Origin of the sequence: Streptomyces sp. NPDC005303 (assembly GCF_040607335.1) — a bacterium.
Taxonomy (GTDB): Bacteria; Actinomycetota; Actinomycetes; order Streptomycetales; family Streptomycetaceae; genus Streptomyces.
In genome coordinates, this window is record NZ_JBEXGM010000035.1 from 69,366 (window position 1) to 86,306 (window position 16,941).

Genomic DNA, 16,941 nt, shown 5'->3' on the forward strand with positions numbered 1-16,941 from the left:
GTCGTTGACGGCCGGCTGGTCGGGGTCGAGGGCGGTCTTCTGGCTGACCAGCAGATGCGGGTTCGTTGAGGCCGGCCAGCGGCGGTGGCGGTAGGTCAGCCATCGGCGGCCAAGCGGTGTGTGAACTGCTCAACGTAGAGGGTGTGCCGCAGCAGGCCGCGTCGAATCTCGACGGTGCCGCGGGCGAGGTCCACATCAGCTGTCCGAATCGCGCGGATGTCGTGGCCGGAGACCGCGTGCACAGCAGCCAGGGCGACGGTCAGGCGCCCGAGCGGAGTGACAGCGTGGTCCAGTAGCCCGGCCAGCAGGTCGCTGGGCACGGACCGCGGTATCCCCTTCAGGTCGCCGACGGGCAGGTTTCGGGCGGGATCGCGAAAGACGATGCGTTGCCGTTTCAAGGAGCGGAACAGGCTACGCAGGACGATGGCGAGTTGCCGGCGTTCGTGGCCGGACAGGCCGTTCAAGGCGTCCTCAACCTGCTGCTGAGCGATCTCCCGCAGCGTGGCCACCCCGGTCGCCGTCCAGTCAGTGAGCACCGGCTGGACGTAGGCGAGATAGCGGCGGATGCCGTCCCAGCTGTGGAACTCGCCCTCTCGGCGGCCCTGGCTGCGCAGCACGTCTACCCAGGCTCGGACCTCGCTCGCGACGGGCTGCGGCAGCGCGTCGACAGCGGCCTCGATCCAGACCAGATCGGCGTCCTGGTGAAGGTCCGGGTCGTCGACGAGCAGGCCGCGGGCGCGCAGGAACTGGCACACCGGCTTTGCGGCGAGGTTCGGATCGAGCTGGGCCAGGTCGTGGACGTCTCGCTCGAGGACGGCCGCCTCGGCACCGAGCCAGTGGAAGGTGGATCATGAGCATAGAATCAAAAATGTGTTCGATGGCCTGCCGCCCGACCTGGACCGCCTGCACACCCTAGAAGTTACGTGGAATCAGCCCGGGTGATCCTGTAACCCGGCTTCGTCCACGGCCCCTGGGGGGCGGCTTGAGCAGTACATCAGCACGCATGACTAAGTGACCGGTGCCTTTCCGGGGGGGTGCCTCGGGGCCGATGCACGCAGGCGGCGCCGCACGTCATTGCTCAGCCAGGCTGGGCTGTCCGTCTCAGTCACCGCTTTCCTGCTGCACGACGACCGTAGCGTGCGTCTGCCGACCGGGGCCGGGCCCACTCCCCCGGCCCCGGCCCGAAGACCGGCGCTGATGCGGGCGATGGACGTGACGGCATCCGCCGGGCGACGGCGGCACCGGCCGCGCGGAGCGCACCTTCTCCACCCTCAGGCCGAGGCCCACGTTCCCGCACGGCAGCCGCGGCCCTGGCACGACGGCGCACCGGCCGGCGAGGATGTCGAGACCGGCTCCCAGCACCTGCCCCGGCTTCATCTTCTCTTCGCCGAGCAGCAGGTGCACGTCCAGGGCATTGCTCCCCAGCACCTTCAGCTCGGTGACGGATCCGCAGGATGTGTCCGCCACCCCGACCCGGTCCAGCACGGCGCTGGAACGCCGCAGCCCCATCCGCGGCTTGGTGGCCCAGGGCTCGTACGCCGTCTCCAATTCCACGTCGTGGAAGGGGGTCAGCCCTGCGTGCGCAGGGTCAGCGCGCTCGCCAGCACCATCTGCGTGTCCTCGGTCAGCGTGAGCGGCATGAGGTCGATCAGCCCGCCGGTCCGCTTCACCGTCCAGGCGTCCAGCGCCCGGTGGTCGGTCCGAGGGTCCCCAGTGAGCACCCCGTGGGCGTCTGCCGGCAGGCTCGCCTCCCACTGCTCCTTCAGCTGCAGCGTCCGCTTCGTCCACAGCCTCACTGCTGTGTCCAGTCCCCGCATGGCGCCCATCGCCGCGAGCAACTCTCGTGCGGCGTCCCTTGCTTGTCCGGCGGGGAGCCAGAGAGACTCCTCCAGCTCGACCCGCGCCGCGCCCTCGGCCCCGCCGGCCACGGGGGCCAGCAGCAGCCACACCCCCGCCGCCGAGAACACGTTGCCGTCCTTGGAGGCAGCCGCCCATCGCGCGGTCAGCCCGTTCACCGCACGGAGCGTCGTCGCCGCGACTGCCATTGCACCCCCATCGCCGGCGCGCCTACGAAGCGCCCACCGCACGACGGTTTCGATGACCACCCCACGTGACCTACGGAGCCCCCGTGTGCTGTGTGCGCCCCTCCGCCTACCGGTTGACGGACCGCATCCCTGCCTCGTCGTACCGCTCACCGGCCGCCTCGGGCAGCTCCGCGTCGATGCGGGCCAGGTCGTCCTTGGTCAGGTGGATGTCGACGGCGGCGGCGTTCTGCTCCAGGTAGGTGCGGCGCTTGGTGCCCGGGATCGGCACCAGGTCCTCGCCCTGGGCCAGCACCCATGCGATGGCCAGCTGAGCCGGGGTCACGTCCTTCTCGGCGGCGATCTCCTTCACCTTCGCCGCCAGCCGCAGGTTCGCCTCCAGATTGGCGTCCTGGAAACGCGGGTTCTGGCGACGCCAGTCGTTGGCGTCCAGGTCGTCCGGCGAGGTGAACCGCCCGGCGAGGAAGCCCCGGCCGAGGGGCGAATACGGGACGAAGCCGATGCCCAGCTCCCTGCAGGCCGGCAGCACCTCGGCCTCCACATCCCGCGACCACAGCGAGTACTCGCTCTGCACGGCCGCGACCGGGTGCACGGCGTGCGCACGCCGGATGGTCCGGGCACTCGCCTCGCTCAGCCCGATGTGGCGCACCTTGCCCTCGGCGACCAGTTCGCCCAGCGCGCCGACCGTCTCCTCGATGGGCACGTTCGGGTCGACCCGGTGCTGGTAGTACAGATCGATGTAGTCGGTGCCCAGACGCGTCAGCGAGCCGTGGACGGAGCTGCGGACGTGTTCGGCCGAGCCGTCCTGCGGGCCGACCGTGCTGATGTCGCCCGGTACGGCGTCGTCCATCCGGTAGTTGAACTTCGTCGCGATCACATACTCCTCGCGGCGCCCCCGGATCGCCTCACCGACGAGGGACTCATTGGTGAGCGGGCCGTACATCTGCGCGGTATCGAGGAAGTTCACCCCGAGGTCAAGGGCGTGCCGGATCGTCGCGACGCCCTCCTCCTCGTCGGCAGTTCCGTAGAAGGCGGACATGCCCATGCACCCCAGGCCGATGGCCGATACCTGCAATTCCCGCAGACTGCGCTTCTGCATGGTGTGTCCCAGCCTTCCTTGCACGCTTGATCGTCCTTCGGGCGGCACGAAGTCTCCCGTCCATCCAGGCACAGCCGCCGCCACCCGGCATCCCGGGAGGAGCGGGCGCTGAGACGGCCTCGTGCGCCGTTGCATCCTCGACGCTATGACTTCGAGCGCACTCCATGGCAAGTGCGAGGTGAGGAAAACCTGGCTGCTGGTTCCCTCCCAGACGATGGTGACCGTGACCCCTTCCGGGTGGCGCACACCTCCGGCGTGGTGATCCGACCCGGCGGGGAGGAGTACCGGGCAGCGTGCATCTTCTGCGCGGCGTCGGGGCGAAACAGGATGGAGAACGAGAACCACAAAGGAGAGAGCGTGAGCGACACGAGCGTGGGCCGGGGCGCAGTGCTGCCGAGAAGCGCGATGCCGACCGCGCAGGCAGGTGATCACCGATGACGAGATGGACGCCCCGGCCCGATGGCGGCCGGCCCTCAGGGAAACCCTGCTCCCACACCTGGACGGCGGACCCACCCCCGCTGAGTGAGACGTGCGCGTCCTGCGCGGCGAGTGGACGCGCACCGGCCGACCTGCTGCTGTGCCTGACCTGCGGCCACGTGGGCTGCAGCGACAGCTCTCGTGGTGCTCACTCCACGGCCCACTTCGACTCCAGCGCACACCCGGTGGCACGCACCCTGGCACGCGACCGGGACTGGGCCTGGTGCTACGAGGACGAGGCGTATCTGGACCCGCCGGAAGATCCCCTGCCGCATTCCGCCCCGCGGACGCCCGAGTCGGTCTGGGACTACCCGCGGCCGCCCGTCATGCGGGAGGACGACCGTGACGTGCGGGTGGAGTGTGGAGGCGCGAGAGATGGCCTCGCGGACGGCCGTAATCTCGGCTCGAACGGAGTCGGGCAGGATGAACCACAACGAAGGCCACGCCCTGTCGAGTTCGAGATGGAGGTTTCGCCCAAGACGTACAGCGCAAGCCGACAGTCACACGATTAACCCGCTTTTATTAGACGTCATCTCATTTGGTGAGTCTGCGGTAGCAGACGAGGGTGCAGGCGATGCTGGTGAAAGCCAGAAAGTGCTCGGCTTTGCGCTCGTAGCGGCGGTGCAGTCGGCGACATCCGGAGAGCCAGGACATCGTGCGCTCGATGGTCCAACGGTGGCGGCCCAGGCGGGTCGAGGACTCGACGCCCTTGCGGGCGATGCGGTGCCTGATACCGCGCCCGCGTAACCAGCGCCGCAGGTGGTCGTAGTCGTATCCCTTGTCGGCGTGGAGCTTTCCCGGTCTGCGCCGCCGGCGCCCGCGCCGGGAGCGGATCGGCGCTATGCCCTTGACCAGCGGAATCAGCGCCTGGCTGTCGTGCAGGTTCGCTCCTGAGATTCCGGCGGACAGGGGCAGACCTGTCCGTTCGGTGATCAGGTGGATCTTCGAGCCGTACTTGCCCCTGTCGACAGGATTCGGACCTGTCCGATCCCCCTTTTCAGGGCCCGCATGTTCACCGAGTCGATCGCGCAGCGAGACCAGTCCAGCTCGCCGCGTGCACCGAGCTCGTCAAGGACCAGGCGATGCAGCTTCGCCCACACTCTGGCCTTCGACCACTCGGCGAAGCGCCGGTGCGCGGTCGCCCGCGACGGGCCGAACGACGCGGACGGCAACTGCTGCCACGTGCAGCCCGACGTGGCCACGAACACGATCGCCGCCAGCACCTCCCGGTCACCGTGCCGGCGTCGGCCGCCGCCCTGAGGCCGCGACGGAGCCTCCGGGACCACACGCTGGAACAGCTCCCACAACTCATCCGGCACCAGCCGCTCAACGATCGAAACCACGACCGACAGCCTGCATTGCCAAATGAGATGACGTCTAAGCACAGCAGGTCGGCGACGTTCCCATGTCGTAACTACACGACAGATCGACAAGCGTCCCCAGGGTCGACGGCGGTACGTGGAGCCAGGAGGTGTCACATCTCCAGCAGTGAGCGGCCACCTCCCGACGCAACAGCCGCAGCGCGGAAGTGGACAGATCCCACCGGCCAGATGGGTGGGGCCTCAAAACGCCAGGTGGAGAAGGGCGCTGTTGGTCGACGGCCCAGCCACCCGGGGCTTCGTTCTCCGCCACCGCAACCGCTGTATCTCACACCTCGGTTGGAAAAGGCTCAGTCCTGGAACTCAGGCAGTGCACAAAGTCGCGGCGGGGCGCCGCCCCGCGGTGAACGCGGCCGGTGGGACACCCATGAAGTGGCGAAACTCGGCCGTCATGTGGGACTGGTCGTAGTAGCCGGCTGTCGCGGCGATGTCCGCCCATCGGCCCGCATCTGCCGCGAGCACGGTGCGAACGCGGTCGATGCGGGCGAAGTGCTTGGGGGACAAGCCGGTGCCGTCGGTGAACAGAGCGTGCAGGCGGCGCTCACTGATGTGCAACCGGGCCGCGGTCGCGGTGACAGTGGCGCCGACCAGTAGACGCGCCGCCTCTTCGAGCCGCTCCGACGGCTCCGGGCGGTCGGCCAATGCCTTTTCGAGAGCGGTGACCGGGTCGGCGGCGAACTGGTCGACGTCCAGGCCCGGTAGTTCGCGAAGTGGCAGGGCACGGTCGGCGAGGTCCTTCAGCGGACGTCCGAGCAGGGCTTGGGCACGACCCGGCCGCATGCGAATCCGCACGCACGAGTGGCCGGGCGCGGCGATGTGATAGGCGGCCCGGGTGCGGGGGCCCGTGACGATCAGCTCGCGCTTGTCAGTGCGCAGGAGAAGTGTGGTGGCGTTGTCGGGAACGTCGACCGCCGTTGAAGCGCCCGCCGTAGCGACATCGATTCCGGCTACCCAACGCAGAAGGGCAGGCGGCACGACGAGAGAACTCACGCCGCCCACGATAGTGCCGAAACTTCCTATCACGAGGTGTGAGAGCGCTGTCATCGTCGGGACATGATCCTTGTTACCGGTGCCACCGGCACCATCGGTAGTCATGTCGTCCGTCTGCTCACCGATCGGGGCGTTCCGTTTCGGGCGATGTCCCGCCGCGAGCGGCCCGGTGGGGTGCGGGCCGACTTCGACGACCAGGCGTCGCTGGCGCGCGCGGTGGCCGACATCGACACGGTCTTCCTCGTAACCGTGCCGCCCGTGCCGACCGCGGACCACGACATCGCCCTGGTGACGGCCGCGCGGGCGGCGGGCGTGCGTAAGATCGTCAAGCTGTCCGCCATCGGCAGCGGCGAGCGGTTCGACGGGGCGACCGTCGGCGCGTGGCACCTCGCCGCAGAGGAGGCGATCGAAGCCAGCGGGCTCGTGTGGACGATGCTTCGCCCGCCGAGCTTCGCCTCGAACTTCTTGTGGCACCGGGCGCTGATCCAGGCCGGAGAGCCGATCCCGAACCTGGTCGGCGACTCCCGGCAAGCCATCGTCGACCCGAGGGACGTGGCTGCGGTCGCCGTCGCCGCCATGACCAGCGATGCGCACGACAGGCAGCGATACGATCTGACCGGTCCGGAGCTGCTGACGTTCGCAGACCAGGCGGCGATCCTGGAGGACGTGCTGGAACAGCCGATCAAGATCACGGACACGAAAGCACTCGACCGATTGCCGGCCGGGATGGTCACCGGCATTCGCTGGGCGCGCGCCGGCGGTGCGGCCTACGTCACCGACCACGTGCCGCACGTGCTCGGCCGATCGGCGAGCACGTTCGAGCAGTGGGCACGCGACCACCGGGAGGCATTCGCGGCAATGCCGTAACCCACCGCCGCGGACGGCCGCCAGGCCTGACCGGCTGCCGGGTTGCCGGACACGGGTGAGGAAGGGCGACCACCGGTGGTAATCGCCAGGCCTGTGTCGGGGCGGTCGCCCACGGGTGGTCTGCCTGTGTGGCTTTGTGACTCGGCGTCCGCCGTTGTGGGTTCTACCGGTCGGTCACGTGGTTCGAGGGAGCGTGCGGCATCCCGGCCCTCGTTGGTGGCTGAGGTGGGTGGGCACGCTCGTACCGACCGTGCCAAGCAGCGATCGTGAAGACCATTGCAATGGCTGCCACGAGCAGTTGGACCGCTCCTGCGAACGGATACAAGAAGATCACAGCGATCACGAGCACGCCCAATGTGAACCCGCCGAGCCAGAGGATCGGAACCCAGTCCATCGCGGGTGACGTCGATGAATAGGGCCGCGGCCGGTTGACGCCTGGGTGACCTGCTCAGCCCCGAGAGCGTTAAACCGGGCAGGACGAGTGCACCGTCGTCCTGAGGGCCCCGGCTTGCTTCCCGCTCTGGCGCCGGGGCCACGGCAGACGTCCCTTGGCCTCACCGCCCCGGCACCAGGCCAAGGGACGTCACGCCGACCGTATCGATGCACGGGGGCGCGGTCCGCTTCCAAAGCGCGGGCCAGGCCCTGCCCTGACGTCACGGTGCTGCAAAGGCCATGCGCGCCCGCGGCATGAAAAGCCCCGACCGCGCCGACGCCGTCCTCTTCGCCGTGTACGAGCCCGAGCGGATCATCCGCCGCGGCGGCGGCCTCCTGGTATGAGTAACAAATTCGGGGCCCGCGCCGTATACCTGCCAGAGAACATCGAACGGCCGGGCTTGGAGATCACGCAGCCCTGCGCCCCCTGGCCGAGCGGGAGTTCACGAGACACTCAAACCACTGGCCGCGTGGACAACCCACGCGAACCACTGGCGCCCCTCCTCCCGTCCCGAGTCCCCCGGCTGGGATCCTGGGGACCACGAGCGCATCGGCCGGCTGCGAGTACGGGAACTCGAGCTCGCTGCTCTGATCGTCGGCCACCCGTTCTGGAAAGCGATCGACGCTGAGAAACGAGCAGACGCCCGAACCAAGCTCAAGCACCACCGTCAACAGACAGAGAAGGCATCGGCCTAGACCCAATGCAGTTGCCTTACGACCGACCCACCTGAGCGCCGGAGCTACTGGGTCGATTCTCCCTGGCGGACTCCCAGCTCCGGGTTCCGGCCGAGGCCTTTAGGGGCGGAGTGATGGCGGCAAGCCTCGTACACCGTCGAGCTTGGCCCGAGTCAGCTTCACGCCAGCGAGCTTGGCGCCTGTCAGGTCTGCGTCGACAAGGGTTGCTTCGGTGAGGTCCACGCCACGCAGGTCCGCGTTCGTCAGGTCTGCCCCTGTGAGGTCCGCCTTCGCCAGGCTGCCGTTTTCGTCGATATACCAGCCGAACTCGTTTGACAGCGCCTCCTGGTCCACGTTACTCAGTCGCGCACCCTGCAGCTTCGCCTCGGTGAGGGACGCGCCCTTCAGATTCGCTCCAATCAGAGCAGCGTTGCTCAAGTTTGCGCCATCTAGGCGTGCACCGGTGAGATCCGCCGTCAGGAGGGTCGCCTTTGTGAGATTGACGGCCGAATCCAGCTGGGCTTCATGAAGTTTCGCGTAGTTGAGATCCGCTCCCGTCAGGTTGGCGTCCCACATTGTTGTGTTCGTCAGATCCGCGTCCTCCATCAAGGCGTCGGACAAGTCCCCTCGTCGAAACGTGCTGCTGCCAGGTTCGAACCGGCGAAGGAGGCGTGGCGCAGGTCAACGCCGTCGAACGCTGAGTGCCGGAGATCCGCTTCATCGAAGCTGGCAGCACGGAACGCTGCACCGTGTTCGGGTGTTTTGCGCCGTGTAAACACCTCGACTCCACGGAGATCCGTGTGCCTGAAATCCAGGATGGTCCGCTCGTCATGGTCGGCTGAACGATCGGCCAGCACACTCAGAACGGCCTGTACATCAGCAGCCAGCTTGACCGGGGATTCCAGGCTCTGCTCAATTTCCTCCTGCCGCTCCTTGGCGAAGCCACTGGCCGGCACCCGGGCATGCCGACGCGCATACGCCGTCAGCACCGTGACGATCGTGGGCTGGTCGCGTGCGGAGTCCAGCATGATGCGCTGCAGGGCGTAAATCCCGCCCAGGCGCACATCCTCGGAGTCCGAGCCGAGATTGTTGATTGCGGCAGTGAAGCGGTTAGTGATCTGGCCTTGCTCAGCGATCCGCAGCTCAGTCCGTGACTGGGCGACCGACACCCACGTGAACAAGAGTGCGACCAGTGCAGTCAAGCCCGGCAAGGCTGCTACCAACAAGCCCATCCGCTCCGCCCGGCCCCTGCCGCCGTTACCGCGCCGACCAGGCCCGCGGCTTCTGCGCGGCCCTTGGCTGTCGGTCCGGCGATGTGCAATCCGCCTCAGGCGTCCGGTGCCAAAGTTGCTCCTCACCCCTCCATGACACCCGACAGGGCCGGATGTTGTCCGACGCCACGCTGCCGAGGGCGTGACCGATGGCGTCGGGCACAGCAGCTGGGAAGTCACTCACGAGGGTCTCCGTTAGCACTCGGTCGGGTGGGGGCGGTTGTGCACGGCGCGGTCCCCCACGGCCCTGGACGCGGCTGCGGCATCCTCGAAAATGCTGAGGTCATGGCGACGGGACAGCCTCCTGACGGTGTCGCCCGGCCGCGCATAGTTCAGCAGCTCACGGAACTTCGGCCGCGGGAGCGGGTGGAGGCGGCTGGAGGTGCCCTGGTCCTCCTCGAAGACGACCGGGACCTCGATCCCGGCTTCGTCCAGGACGAACTTCTGCCGGGCGGTGGACTGCTGGTCGGTCGAGACCCGCTTGCACGGGGCGAGAACCGCACCGGTCATCGCGATAGAACTGCGGGTCAGCGTCCGCTCGGTGGAGCGGTGGCGCCGATCCTGGCGCGACCGTGTCGACATGCCTGGTGGAGTGTTGGTATTCGAGTGCTGCAGTATTCACCCGCAGGGTGAGCAGCCCCGCACCCGACCAGGTCACGCCAGCGTGACAAGGTGCGAGGCTCTCGCCGCAACGGGTGCCCCATCTCCCTGGCGATGAGGGAGGGGGCCTGCCCTCTGGCGCCACAGAGTGGCCTGAGCCTGGTCTTGCCGCCACGCTCAACAACGGCAACAACGCCTGAAGCTCGAGCGGCTCGCCGAACGCGGGATCCTCATCGAGATTGGGCAGGGCCTGTTCGCGCATCCACGACCGTACGTGGGACTGTAAGACGTTCGGTGGAACTCCCGATCATGGAAGATGCATCGATGATGCTGTCGTGGCGTTGGCCGGGTGTCAGCAAGATCGCGAGCGGGCGCCCTTTGCCGTCGCAGGCGAGATGGATTTTGGTGGTCAGTCCTCCACGGGATCGGCCGAGGGCGTGATCGTATGGTTCGTCCGGCCGGTGGATCCCCTTTTTCGGCCGGTAGCGGCGTGCTGGTGGGCGCGGACGATGGTGGAGTCGATCTGGACGAGCCAGTCGATGTCGCCGGCAGCGTCCGCGGAAGCCTGGATCTGCTGGAGTGCCCGGGTGAACACGCCGTCCAGGGCGTAGCGGCGGATGCGGGTGTAGATCGACAACTGTCAGATCGGGGTGTTCGCCGCCTACGCCACCAGCTCGGGCCGGGCCCTGGTCGACCGGGAGCTCTACCTCCCGAAGGCCTGGACCTCCGACCGTGACCGCTGCCGGGCGGCGAAGATCCCTGATGAGCGAGGCTTTGCCACCAAGGGTGAACTGGCCCGGGACATCGTCCGCCGTTGCATTGCCGCCGGCCTGCCCGCCACCTGGGTCACCGCGGACGAGGCCTACGGACAGGACTGGCACTTCCGCCGCCTGCTCGAACAACTCGACGTCGGCTATGTGGTCGCGGTGCCCCAGTCCCAGCAGATCAAGTCGCTGGCCGGGATCTGGCGCATCGACCAGCTCATCGAGGATGCCCCTGCCGATGCCTGGCAGCGGCTGTCCTGCGGCGACGGCGCCAAGGGCCCGCGCGTCTACGACCAGGCCGCGGCCAAGCTGCCCGCCAACCGACCCCGATCCGCCCACTCATCACCGCTGGGTAATGGCCCGCCGCAGCCTGTCCGACCCCGGCGAGCTTGCCTACTACCTCGCCTACGCACCCGTCGGCATCGAGTTGGCCGAGCTGGTCCGCATCGCCGGCTCACGCTGGGCGATCGAAGAGTGCTTCCAGGCCACGAAGAACGAATGCGGCCTGGACCAGTACGAGGTCCGCCGCTACGTCGGCTGGTACCGGCACATCAGCCTGGCGATGCTCGCCCACGCCTTTCTGACAGCACTCGCAGCCCAGGCCGGTGAGGCGGCAAAGGAGGCTGCAGAAACAAATCAGCCCTCGTCCCGCTCACCGTGGCAGCGATACGGCGACTCCTGGACGCTCTCCTACCCCACCCACGAGCCGACCGCAACGCCGTCGCCCACACACTGAAGAGGTCGGCCTGGAGAAGACGCCGCCAAGCCATCGCCCGCCGATGCCACTATCGAAAACGCAGCTCAGGACACGAACCGCTGCTGGAGTATTAGACCGTGTCCTACGTGGTGAGTCGGACGAGTCTCTTGTAGCAGCACAGGGCGGCGACGCCGAGAAAGCCAAGGTAGTTGCGGGAATTGCGCTCGTAGCGGGGACTGAGTCTGCGGTAGCCAGACAGCCACGACATCGTGCGCTCGATCACCCATCTCCGACGCCCTAATCGTTCACTGGACTCGATGCCCTTGCGGGCGATGCACACGCCGATCCACCGCGGTTACGGCCGCGACGAGGGCCGGGCACACTGTCCAGCCCGGACACGGCGAAAACTCCGACGGGAACGCGACCCCTTGTCAGGGTCATGCCCCTCTTCTACAGTCCCGGATATGGAGATGGTGGGAGCGCTCCCATGAAGAGGGTGTTCCAGCGCTCACTCCCCTCACTCCGAGAGCAGTCCCACACGAACGTCACGGCGCCCCGTCACGAAGAAGGCGGATCCCCCCATGCAGCTTCGTTCGATCCACCGCTCGCCCGCCCGAAAGCGCATTGCTGTGTTGCTGGCAGCGCTTTGCTGTGCCGCGTTACCCGTCGTGGCCGCGGCCGCCCAGCCGCCCGTCGCGAGCGCCGCCGCCACTGAGGTCCTGGGCAACGCGACCCACTTCGACGGGCTCGGGAGCCCCTACGGCGGCTGTGGTCTTCCGCAGCGCGAACTGGACAGCCAGGACTTCGTGGCGCTCAACGTGTTCAACACACCCGGCGACTACTCGGGCTCCTACCCGCGCCCGGTGCCGGATTCAAAGGCACCGATCAAGGGTGCCTTCGACAACGGCCGCAACTGCGGCCGCTGGGTCAAGGTCACCATCGGGGACTACTGCTCCGGCACCAACGACGGCGCCCCTGGCCAGCCCTTCTGCCGCAACGGCTCCTGGGTGGCCGACACGTACAACGGGGCCACCCTGACCATGCTCGTCGCGGACAGCTGCGCCGACTCCAACGCCTGGTGCCGGGACGACCCCAACCACCTCGACCTGGCGACCGATTCCCTCAACCGCTTCCGGATCGGCGGCACCCCCGTGGGGGCGATGTACCCGGACCACTGGAACAACCGTCACGTCTCCTGGAGCTTCGTCCCGGCCCCGGACTACAGCGGCGACATCCGTATCGGCTTCCTCAGGGGAGCCCAGCGGTACTGGCCCGCCATCGCCGTCTCCCATTTGCCCAACGGCGTCCACGGCATCCAGTACCTGGCGAACGGCACCTGGACCGACGCCACCATGAACAGCGACATGGGGCAGTCCTATGTCATCGGCGCGACGGCCTCCGGCGGAATCGACTTCACCATACGGATCCGCGACGCCGCCGACGCCTCGCTGGGCGGCGGCCGTACGTACTCCTTCTCGCTGCCGTCGGGCTGCGCGGGAGGCTGCTCGCAGGACTACACCGCCGTCCCCTACACCACTGACACCTCTGGAGGGACACCGCCTCCCACTCCCGCGCCGAGCCCCTCCGGCGACACCGCCTGCACGGCGCAGTGGAAACTGACCGGCTCATGGCAGGGCGGGTACCAGGCCGACGTCACGGTCACCAACACCGGGTCCCGGCCGGTCGCCGGCTGGTCGGTGCACCACACCCTGCCGGGCGGTGTGACCGTGGCGAACCGCTGGAACGCGGTGGTGGATCCGTCCCGCCCCGCCACCACCGTGCACAACGCCTCCTACAACGGCTCCCTGGCGCCGGGCGCGTCGACGACCTGGGGGATGACGCTCAACGGCGACGACCGAGACCTCGGCACACTCCTGTGCACCGCGTCCTGACTCCCGCGAGAGAGTGATCATGGCCATGACTTCATCACGCGTGCGCCGCCACCGGCTGCCTCTGTGGGGATTCGTGCTGACCGTGGTGGCGGTTGCCCTTCCCGCCATCGCGACGTCGCGCGCACAGGGCGCGGCGACGGGCTGCACGGTCACCTACACCACCAACGAGTGGTCCGGCGGCTTCACCGCCCAGATCCGCGTCACAATTCTCGGCGCCGCCCTGAACGGCTGGCGGCTGGAGTGGGCCTACGGCGGCGACCAGCAGGTCACGTCCGCCTGGAACGCGCAGGTCACCCAGTCGGGCAGCGCGGTGACCGCCGTGAACGCCGCGCACAATGCCGTGCTCGCCGCCGGCGGGTCCGTGGACTTCGGCCTCCAGGGCACCTGGCGCACCGCCGACCCCGCCCCCACCGCCTTCGCCCTCAACGGCGCTCCGTGCGGCGGAACCGCGACTCCCACGCCGACACCGACGCCGACACCCACCGTGCCGGCCGAATGCGCCGTGTCCGGGGCGACAATCTGCTCCGACTTCGAGGACCAGACCGGCACCGTGCCCTCGGGCGCCTGGCAGACCACGGCACCCGACTGCCAGGGAACGGGGAAGGTCAGCGTCGACACGTCCGTTGCCTACAGCGGCACCAGGTCGCTGCGCGTCGACGGCGGCGCCGGCTACTGCAACCACGTCTTCGCAGCCTCCACCCGCGATCTGTCCTCCGTCGGGCCCGTGGTGTACGTGCGGATGCGGGTCCGGCACACCACGGCCCTGCCCACCAACCACGTCACTTTCGTGTCCATGCCGGACTCCTCACAGGGCGGCAAGGCGCTGCGCGTCGGCGGGCAGAACGGCGCGCTGCAGTGGAACCGCGAGAGCGACGACGCGACGCTGCCGGAACAGAGCCCGGCCGGTGTCGCCCTCAGCACCCCGATGGCGACCGGCCGGTGGCTGTGCCTGCGATACCAGATCGACACCACCGCCCAGTCCATGCGTACCTGGGTCGACGACCAGGAAATCGCCGGACTGCACGTGGACGGGCTGCCGACCCAGAACGTCGACGGGCAGTGGCTCGCCCGCAGGACCCCTCCCCGCCCCACCGGCCTGCGCCTGGGCTGGGAGAGCTACGGCACCGGGGACGACACGCTCTGGTTCGACGACGTGGCCCTGGGCTCCTCACCGATCGGCTGCTGACGCCCACATGGAATGTGCCGGGACGACAGGATCTGAACGCGCGGCAGTTGTCGATTCCTTGATCCGTACGGCGCGCAGCACCCGCCTGGTGGACCGGTCAGCTGCAGGCCCTCGGCCTGGGCCCTGACTCACCCGTCCGTCGAATCAGATGGATATCGAGCTCATCGACCCCTCACGCAACAAGGAGATCAGGTGAAACGTCGTCACACCTTAATAGCCACCGGCGCCGCCGGTGCACTGATCCTGGGTGGCCTTGCCCTCGCCACCCTGCCCGCATCGGCAGCCGCCACCGGCTGCTCGGTCGCGTACAAGGTGCAGAGCGAATGGCCGGGAGGGTTCACCGCGGGCCTGGCCATCACCAACCTCGGCTCCCCCGTGCGAGGGTGGACCGCGACGTTCGACTTCCCGAACTCCGACCAGAAGGTCACCAACGGCTGGAGTGCAACCTGGGCACAGTCCGGAACCCACGTGTCCGCCACCAACCTCGACTGGAACGGGACGCTGGACACGGGCGGGTCGGCGTCCATCGGGTTCAACGGTGCGTGGAAGGGCGCCAATCCGCAACCCGCATCGGTTGCGCTCAACGGCGTGACCTGTACCGGCTCGGTGACATCCCCGACCCCCAGCCCCACCACCACACCGACTGGCGATCCCAGCGGTCCGGCCCCGGAGCTGAAGGTTTCCGGCAACAAGATCGTCACCGCGAGCGGCAAGCCGTACCGACTGCTGGGCGTGGACCGCTCCAGCGGTGAATACGCGTGTGTTCAGGGCAAGGGACTGTGGGACGGCGGCCCGGTCGACCAGGCTTCCGTCGACGCGATGAAGACCTGGAACATCCACGCGGTACGTGTGCCGTTGAACGAGGAATGCTGGCTCGGCCTCAACGGCTCGCCCAAGGGGACCACTTACCAGCAGGGCGTCAAGGAGTACGTCAACCTGCTCGTCGCCAATGGCATCACCCCGATCCTCGACCTGCACTGGACGCGGGGCGCCTATACCAACGGGCCGGACTGGCACTGCAAGGACGCCACCGCGACCTGCCAGAAACCCATGCCGGACGCGCAGTACGCCCCCCAGTTCTGGACCGGTGTCGCCAACGCCTTCAAGGGCAATGACGCCGTTGTCCTCGATCTGTTCAACGAGCCGTACCCGGAGATCGCCGCCGACTGGGACAAGACGGTCGGCTGGCAGTGCTGGCGCGACGGCGGCACCTGCACGGGCCTCCCGTACGAGACGGCCGGCATGCAGGACCTGGTCGACGCGGTCCGGGCCACCGGCGCGACCAACGTCCTCATGCTGGGTGGCCTTGAGTGGGCCAACGACATGCGCGAGTGGCTGACGCACATGCCGAGCGACCCGCTGAACAACATCGCCGCGTCATGGCATGCGTACAGCTTCAACGCCTGTGCGACAGTGTCCTGCTGGGACAGCCAAGTCGCGCCGCTCGCCCAGCATGTGCCGGTCGTCATCGGTGAGTTCGGCCAGGACAACTGCGGCTTCGACTACATGCAGCAGTTGGCGGACTGGGCCGACGCGCACAACATGAGTTATCTCGCGTGGACCTGGAACCCCTGGGGATGCAGCAGTGGTGGCGTGCTCATCAAGGATTGGGCGGGCACCCCGGAACCCGGCGTCGGAGAGGGTCTGAAGGCCCACCTGATCAGCCAAGACCCCTACTCGACCCCATAACCGGGTGCCCAGCTTCTCGCCCGGGTCGTCGACGGCGCACCGGCCGGTGCGGAGATCGTGCTGGTCGGTGTCTGCCTGCGCCCCGACACGGTCGACCCCGGGGTGATGGCCGGCAGAGAGCTGGACACGTAGGTGTTGGGCCGTTGGGCCGAGCGTGCTCCAGCCGGTCCGATCCGGGCGAGGCCGGACGGTGTGCTGATCACCCATACCGGCAGAACGGCCGGAGTGGCGAGAACGGAGCCGCCGGGACCGGTGTGGTCGGGCCCGGCGGTCGCTCCCCGGGGCGAAGGGTGCGCTACGGCCGGTTGAGGGTGATGGAGTTGACCGGCGTGAGGTTCTCGTAAGTCCAATCGTCCTGATCGAGGGTCTCGTAGCAGTTAGTGCCGCCGTAGTTGTAACAGAGGCTGGCGGTGGCGCCGCCGTACTGGTTGTTGAGGACCGCATGCTCCCCGTACTGGTTGCTCAGGTTGTGGTAGCCGTAGCTGGAGTACTGGACCGTCGGGTGCGGGTCATTGAAGGGTTCGACGCCCTGGGCCCAGATACACACGTTGCCGGACCTGCATCCGTACACCGTGTCGTCGCCAGCGGCCCCGGCCTGGGCAGTACCGCTCATCGTCACCACTGCTGTGGCCACGGTCGTGAACGCGGCCACAGCACTTATCACCTTGCGCATGTTCCCCCTAGTGGGTGGCCTGCGTCGTCGCAGGCAGAGCTGCGAGTTGACGGGAGCAGATGCGGTGATCCCGCCATCCACTCACGAGTAGCAGCCCGGGCGACCGAGCAGGTCCTAGGGTCTGTCCGCAATGTCAGGGGAGCCAGAGTCGTAGGCAGGCGAGGGTGACCAGGGCCTGGTAGTGGCGGGCGAGTTTGTCGTAGCGGGT

General features: G+C 68.1%; 16 protein-coding genes and 4 pseudogenes. 7 read left to right on the plus strand and 13 right to left on the minus strand.

From position 1 onward, the window contains the following. Window positions 1–95: 95 nt before the first annotated feature. The 4 genes from ABZT93_RS33885 to ABZT93_RS33900 form a co-directional block, all read right to left on the minus strand. Complete coding sequence (locus ABZT93_RS33885; protein ID WP_356111911.1) at window positions 96–755, minus strand: hypothetical protein; 660 nt, start codon at window positions 753–755, stop codon at window positions 96–98. A gap of 346 nt (window positions 756–1,101) precedes the next feature. Then, entirely contained in the window at window positions 1,102–1,554 is a 453-nt protein-coding gene (locus ABZT93_RS33890) for a hypothetical protein (RefSeq protein WP_356111913.1), read from the minus strand. Between the two features lie 14 nt (window positions 1,555–1,568). After that, on the minus strand, window positions 1,569–2,045 hold the full coding sequence (locus ABZT93_RS33895) for a serpin family protein (RefSeq protein WP_356111914.1): 477 nt from the start codon (window positions 2,043–2,045) through the stop codon (window positions 1,569–1,571). A gap of 106 nt (window positions 2,046–2,151) precedes the next feature. Beyond that, window positions 2,152–3,141, minus strand: coding sequence for an aldo/keto reductase (locus tag ABZT93_RS33900; RefSeq protein ID WP_356111916.1), 990 nt, complete (start codon window positions 3,139–3,141; stop codon window positions 2,152–2,154). Between the two features lie 518 nt (window positions 3,142–3,659). Here ABZT93_RS33900 and ABZT93_RS33905 point away from each other — a divergent pair. Next, window positions 3,660–4,130 (plus strand): UBP-type zinc finger domain-containing protein, encoded by a 471-nt coding sequence (locus ABZT93_RS33905; protein ID WP_356111936.1) that lies wholly within the window; start codon window positions 3,660–3,662, stop codon window positions 4,128–4,130. A 22-nt stretch (window positions 4,131–4,152) separates the two neighbouring features. Here the strand turns inward: ABZT93_RS33905 and ABZT93_RS33910 are convergent. Next, window positions 4,153–4,952, minus strand: a protein-coding gene (locus tag ABZT93_RS33910; RefSeq protein WP_356111938.1) for an IS5 family transposase whose coding sequence is annotated in 2 segments (ribosomal slippage) — window positions 4,153–4,614 and window positions 4,617–4,952 — 798 coding nt in all. Because the reading frame shifts where the segments join, the coding sequence is not laid out codon by codon here. Between the two features lie 348 nt (window positions 4,953–5,300). Beyond that, window positions 5,301–6,041, minus strand: a complete 741-nt coding sequence (locus tag ABZT93_RS33915; RefSeq protein WP_356111918.1) for an AraC family transcriptional regulator — start codon at window positions 6,039–6,041, stop codon at window positions 5,301–5,303. Between the two features lie 9 nt (window positions 6,042–6,050). On the opposite strand from ABZT93_RS33915, the gene ABZT93_RS33920 reads away from it, so the two are divergent. Continuing rightward, the gene (locus ABZT93_RS33920; RefSeq protein WP_356111920.1) at window positions 6,051–6,854 is read left to right on the plus strand and encodes an NAD(P)H-binding protein; all 804 of its coding nucleotides are present in this window, start codon (window positions 6,051–6,053) and stop codon (window positions 6,852–6,854) included. Between the two features lie 163 nt (window positions 6,855–7,017). Here the strand turns inward: ABZT93_RS33920 and ABZT93_RS33925 are convergent. The 5 genes and pseudogenes from ABZT93_RS33925 to ABZT93_RS33945 all read right to left on the minus strand — a co-directional run. Then, a pseudogene (locus ABZT93_RS33925) lies at window positions 7,018–7,251 on the minus strand (DUF6234 family protein); the annotation flags it as partial. Between the two features lie 830 nt (window positions 7,252–8,081). Next, window positions 8,082–8,582, minus strand: coding sequence for a pentapeptide repeat-containing protein (locus tag ABZT93_RS33930; protein WP_356111921.1), 501 nt, complete (start codon window positions 8,580–8,582; stop codon window positions 8,082–8,084). Next, window positions 8,567–9,163 carry a pentapeptide repeat-containing protein gene (locus tag ABZT93_RS33935; protein WP_356111923.1) on the minus strand — a complete coding sequence of 199 codons (597 nt, stop codon included), beginning with the start codon at window positions 9,161–9,163 and terminating at the stop codon, window positions 8,567–8,569. The genes ABZT93_RS33930 and ABZT93_RS33935 overlap by 16 nt, the downstream gene beginning before the upstream one ends. 264 nt (window positions 9,164–9,427) lie before the next feature. Next, entirely contained in the window at window positions 9,428–9,814 is a 387-nt protein-coding gene (locus tag ABZT93_RS33940; RefSeq protein ID WP_356111925.1) for a recombinase family protein, read from the minus strand. Window positions 9,815–10,173: 359 nt separating this feature from the next. Then, a pseudogene (locus ABZT93_RS33945) lies at window positions 10,174–10,376 on the minus strand (IS5/IS1182 family transposase); the annotation flags it as partial. 106 nt (window positions 10,377–10,482) lie between these two features. On the opposite strand from ABZT93_RS33945, the pseudogene ABZT93_RS33950 reads away from it, so the two are divergent. After that, window positions 10,483–10,713, plus strand: a pseudogene (locus ABZT93_RS33950) (transposase); the annotation flags it as partial. A 238-nt stretch (window positions 10,714–10,951) separates the two neighbouring features. Further along, window positions 10,952–11,332 (plus strand): hypothetical protein, encoded by a 381-nt coding sequence (locus ABZT93_RS33955; RefSeq protein ID WP_356111943.1) that lies wholly within the window; start codon window positions 10,952–10,954, stop codon window positions 11,330–11,332. A gap of 103 nt (window positions 11,333–11,435) precedes the next feature. On the opposite strand, the pseudogene ABZT93_RS33960 reads toward ABZT93_RS33955, so the two are convergent. Beyond that, window positions 11,436–11,627, minus strand: a pseudogene (locus tag ABZT93_RS33960) (transposase); the annotation flags it as partial. A gap of 334 nt (window positions 11,628–11,961) precedes the next feature. Between ABZT93_RS33960 and ABZT93_RS33965 the strand changes: the two are divergent. The 3 genes from ABZT93_RS33965 (at window position 11,962) to ABZT93_RS33975 (ending at window position 16,060) form a co-directional block, all read left to right on the plus strand. Next, window positions 11,962–13,185 (plus strand): cellulose binding domain-containing protein, encoded by a 1,224-nt coding sequence (locus ABZT93_RS33965; protein ID WP_356111927.1) that lies wholly within the window; start codon window positions 11,962–11,964, stop codon window positions 13,183–13,185. A 25-nt stretch (window positions 13,186–13,210) separates the two neighbouring features. Next, window positions 13,211–14,371 (plus strand): cellulose-binding domain-containing protein, encoded by a 1,161-nt coding sequence (locus ABZT93_RS33970; protein WP_356111929.1) that lies wholly within the window; start codon window positions 13,211–13,213, stop codon window positions 14,369–14,371. A 192-nt stretch (window positions 14,372–14,563) separates the two neighbouring features. After that, window positions 14,564–16,060, plus strand: coding sequence for a cellulase family glycosylhydrolase (locus ABZT93_RS33975; protein ID WP_356111931.1), 1,497 nt, complete (start codon window positions 14,564–14,566; stop codon window positions 16,058–16,060). Between the two features lie 295 nt (window positions 16,061–16,355). On the opposite strand, the gene ABZT93_RS33980 is transcribed toward ABZT93_RS33975, so the two are convergent. Further along, on the minus strand, window positions 16,356–16,733 hold the full coding sequence (locus ABZT93_RS33980) for a hypothetical protein (RefSeq protein WP_356111932.1): 378 nt from the start codon (window positions 16,731–16,733) through the stop codon (window positions 16,356–16,358). Window positions 16,734–16,941: the final 208 nt, after the last annotated feature.

Coding starts and splice junctions, on each gene's coding strand:
- ABZT93_RS33895 (WP_356111914.1), bottom strand. CDS start 2,045: ATGGCAGTCGCGGCGACGACGCTCCGTGCGGTGAACGGGCTGACCGCG.
- ABZT93_RS33900 (WP_356111916.1), bottom strand. CDS start 3,141: ATGCAGAAGCGCAGTCTGCGGGAATTGCAGGTATCGGCCATCGGCCTG.
- ABZT93_RS33915 (WP_356111918.1), bottom strand. CDS start 6,041: ATGACAGCGCTCTCACACCTCGTGATAGGAAGTTTCGGCACTATCGTG.
- ABZT93_RS33920 (WP_356111920.1), top strand. CDS start 6,051: ATGATCCTTGTTACCGGTGCCACCGGCACCATCGGTAGTCATGTCGTC.
- ABZT93_RS33940 (WP_356111925.1), bottom strand. CDS start 9,814: ATGTCGACACGGTCGCGCCAGGATCGGCGCCACCGCTCCACCGAGCGG.
- ABZT93_RS33955 (WP_356111943.1), top strand. CDS start 10,952: ATGGCCCGCCGCAGCCTGTCCGACCCCGGCGAGCTTGCCTACTACCTC.
- ABZT93_RS33970 (WP_356111929.1), top strand. CDS start 13,211: ATGACTTCATCACGCGTGCGCCGCCACCGGCTGCCTCTGTGGGGATTC.
- ABZT93_RS33980 (WP_356111932.1), bottom strand. CDS start 16,733: ATGCGCAAGGTGATAAGTGCTGTGGCCGCGTTCACGACCGTGGCCACA.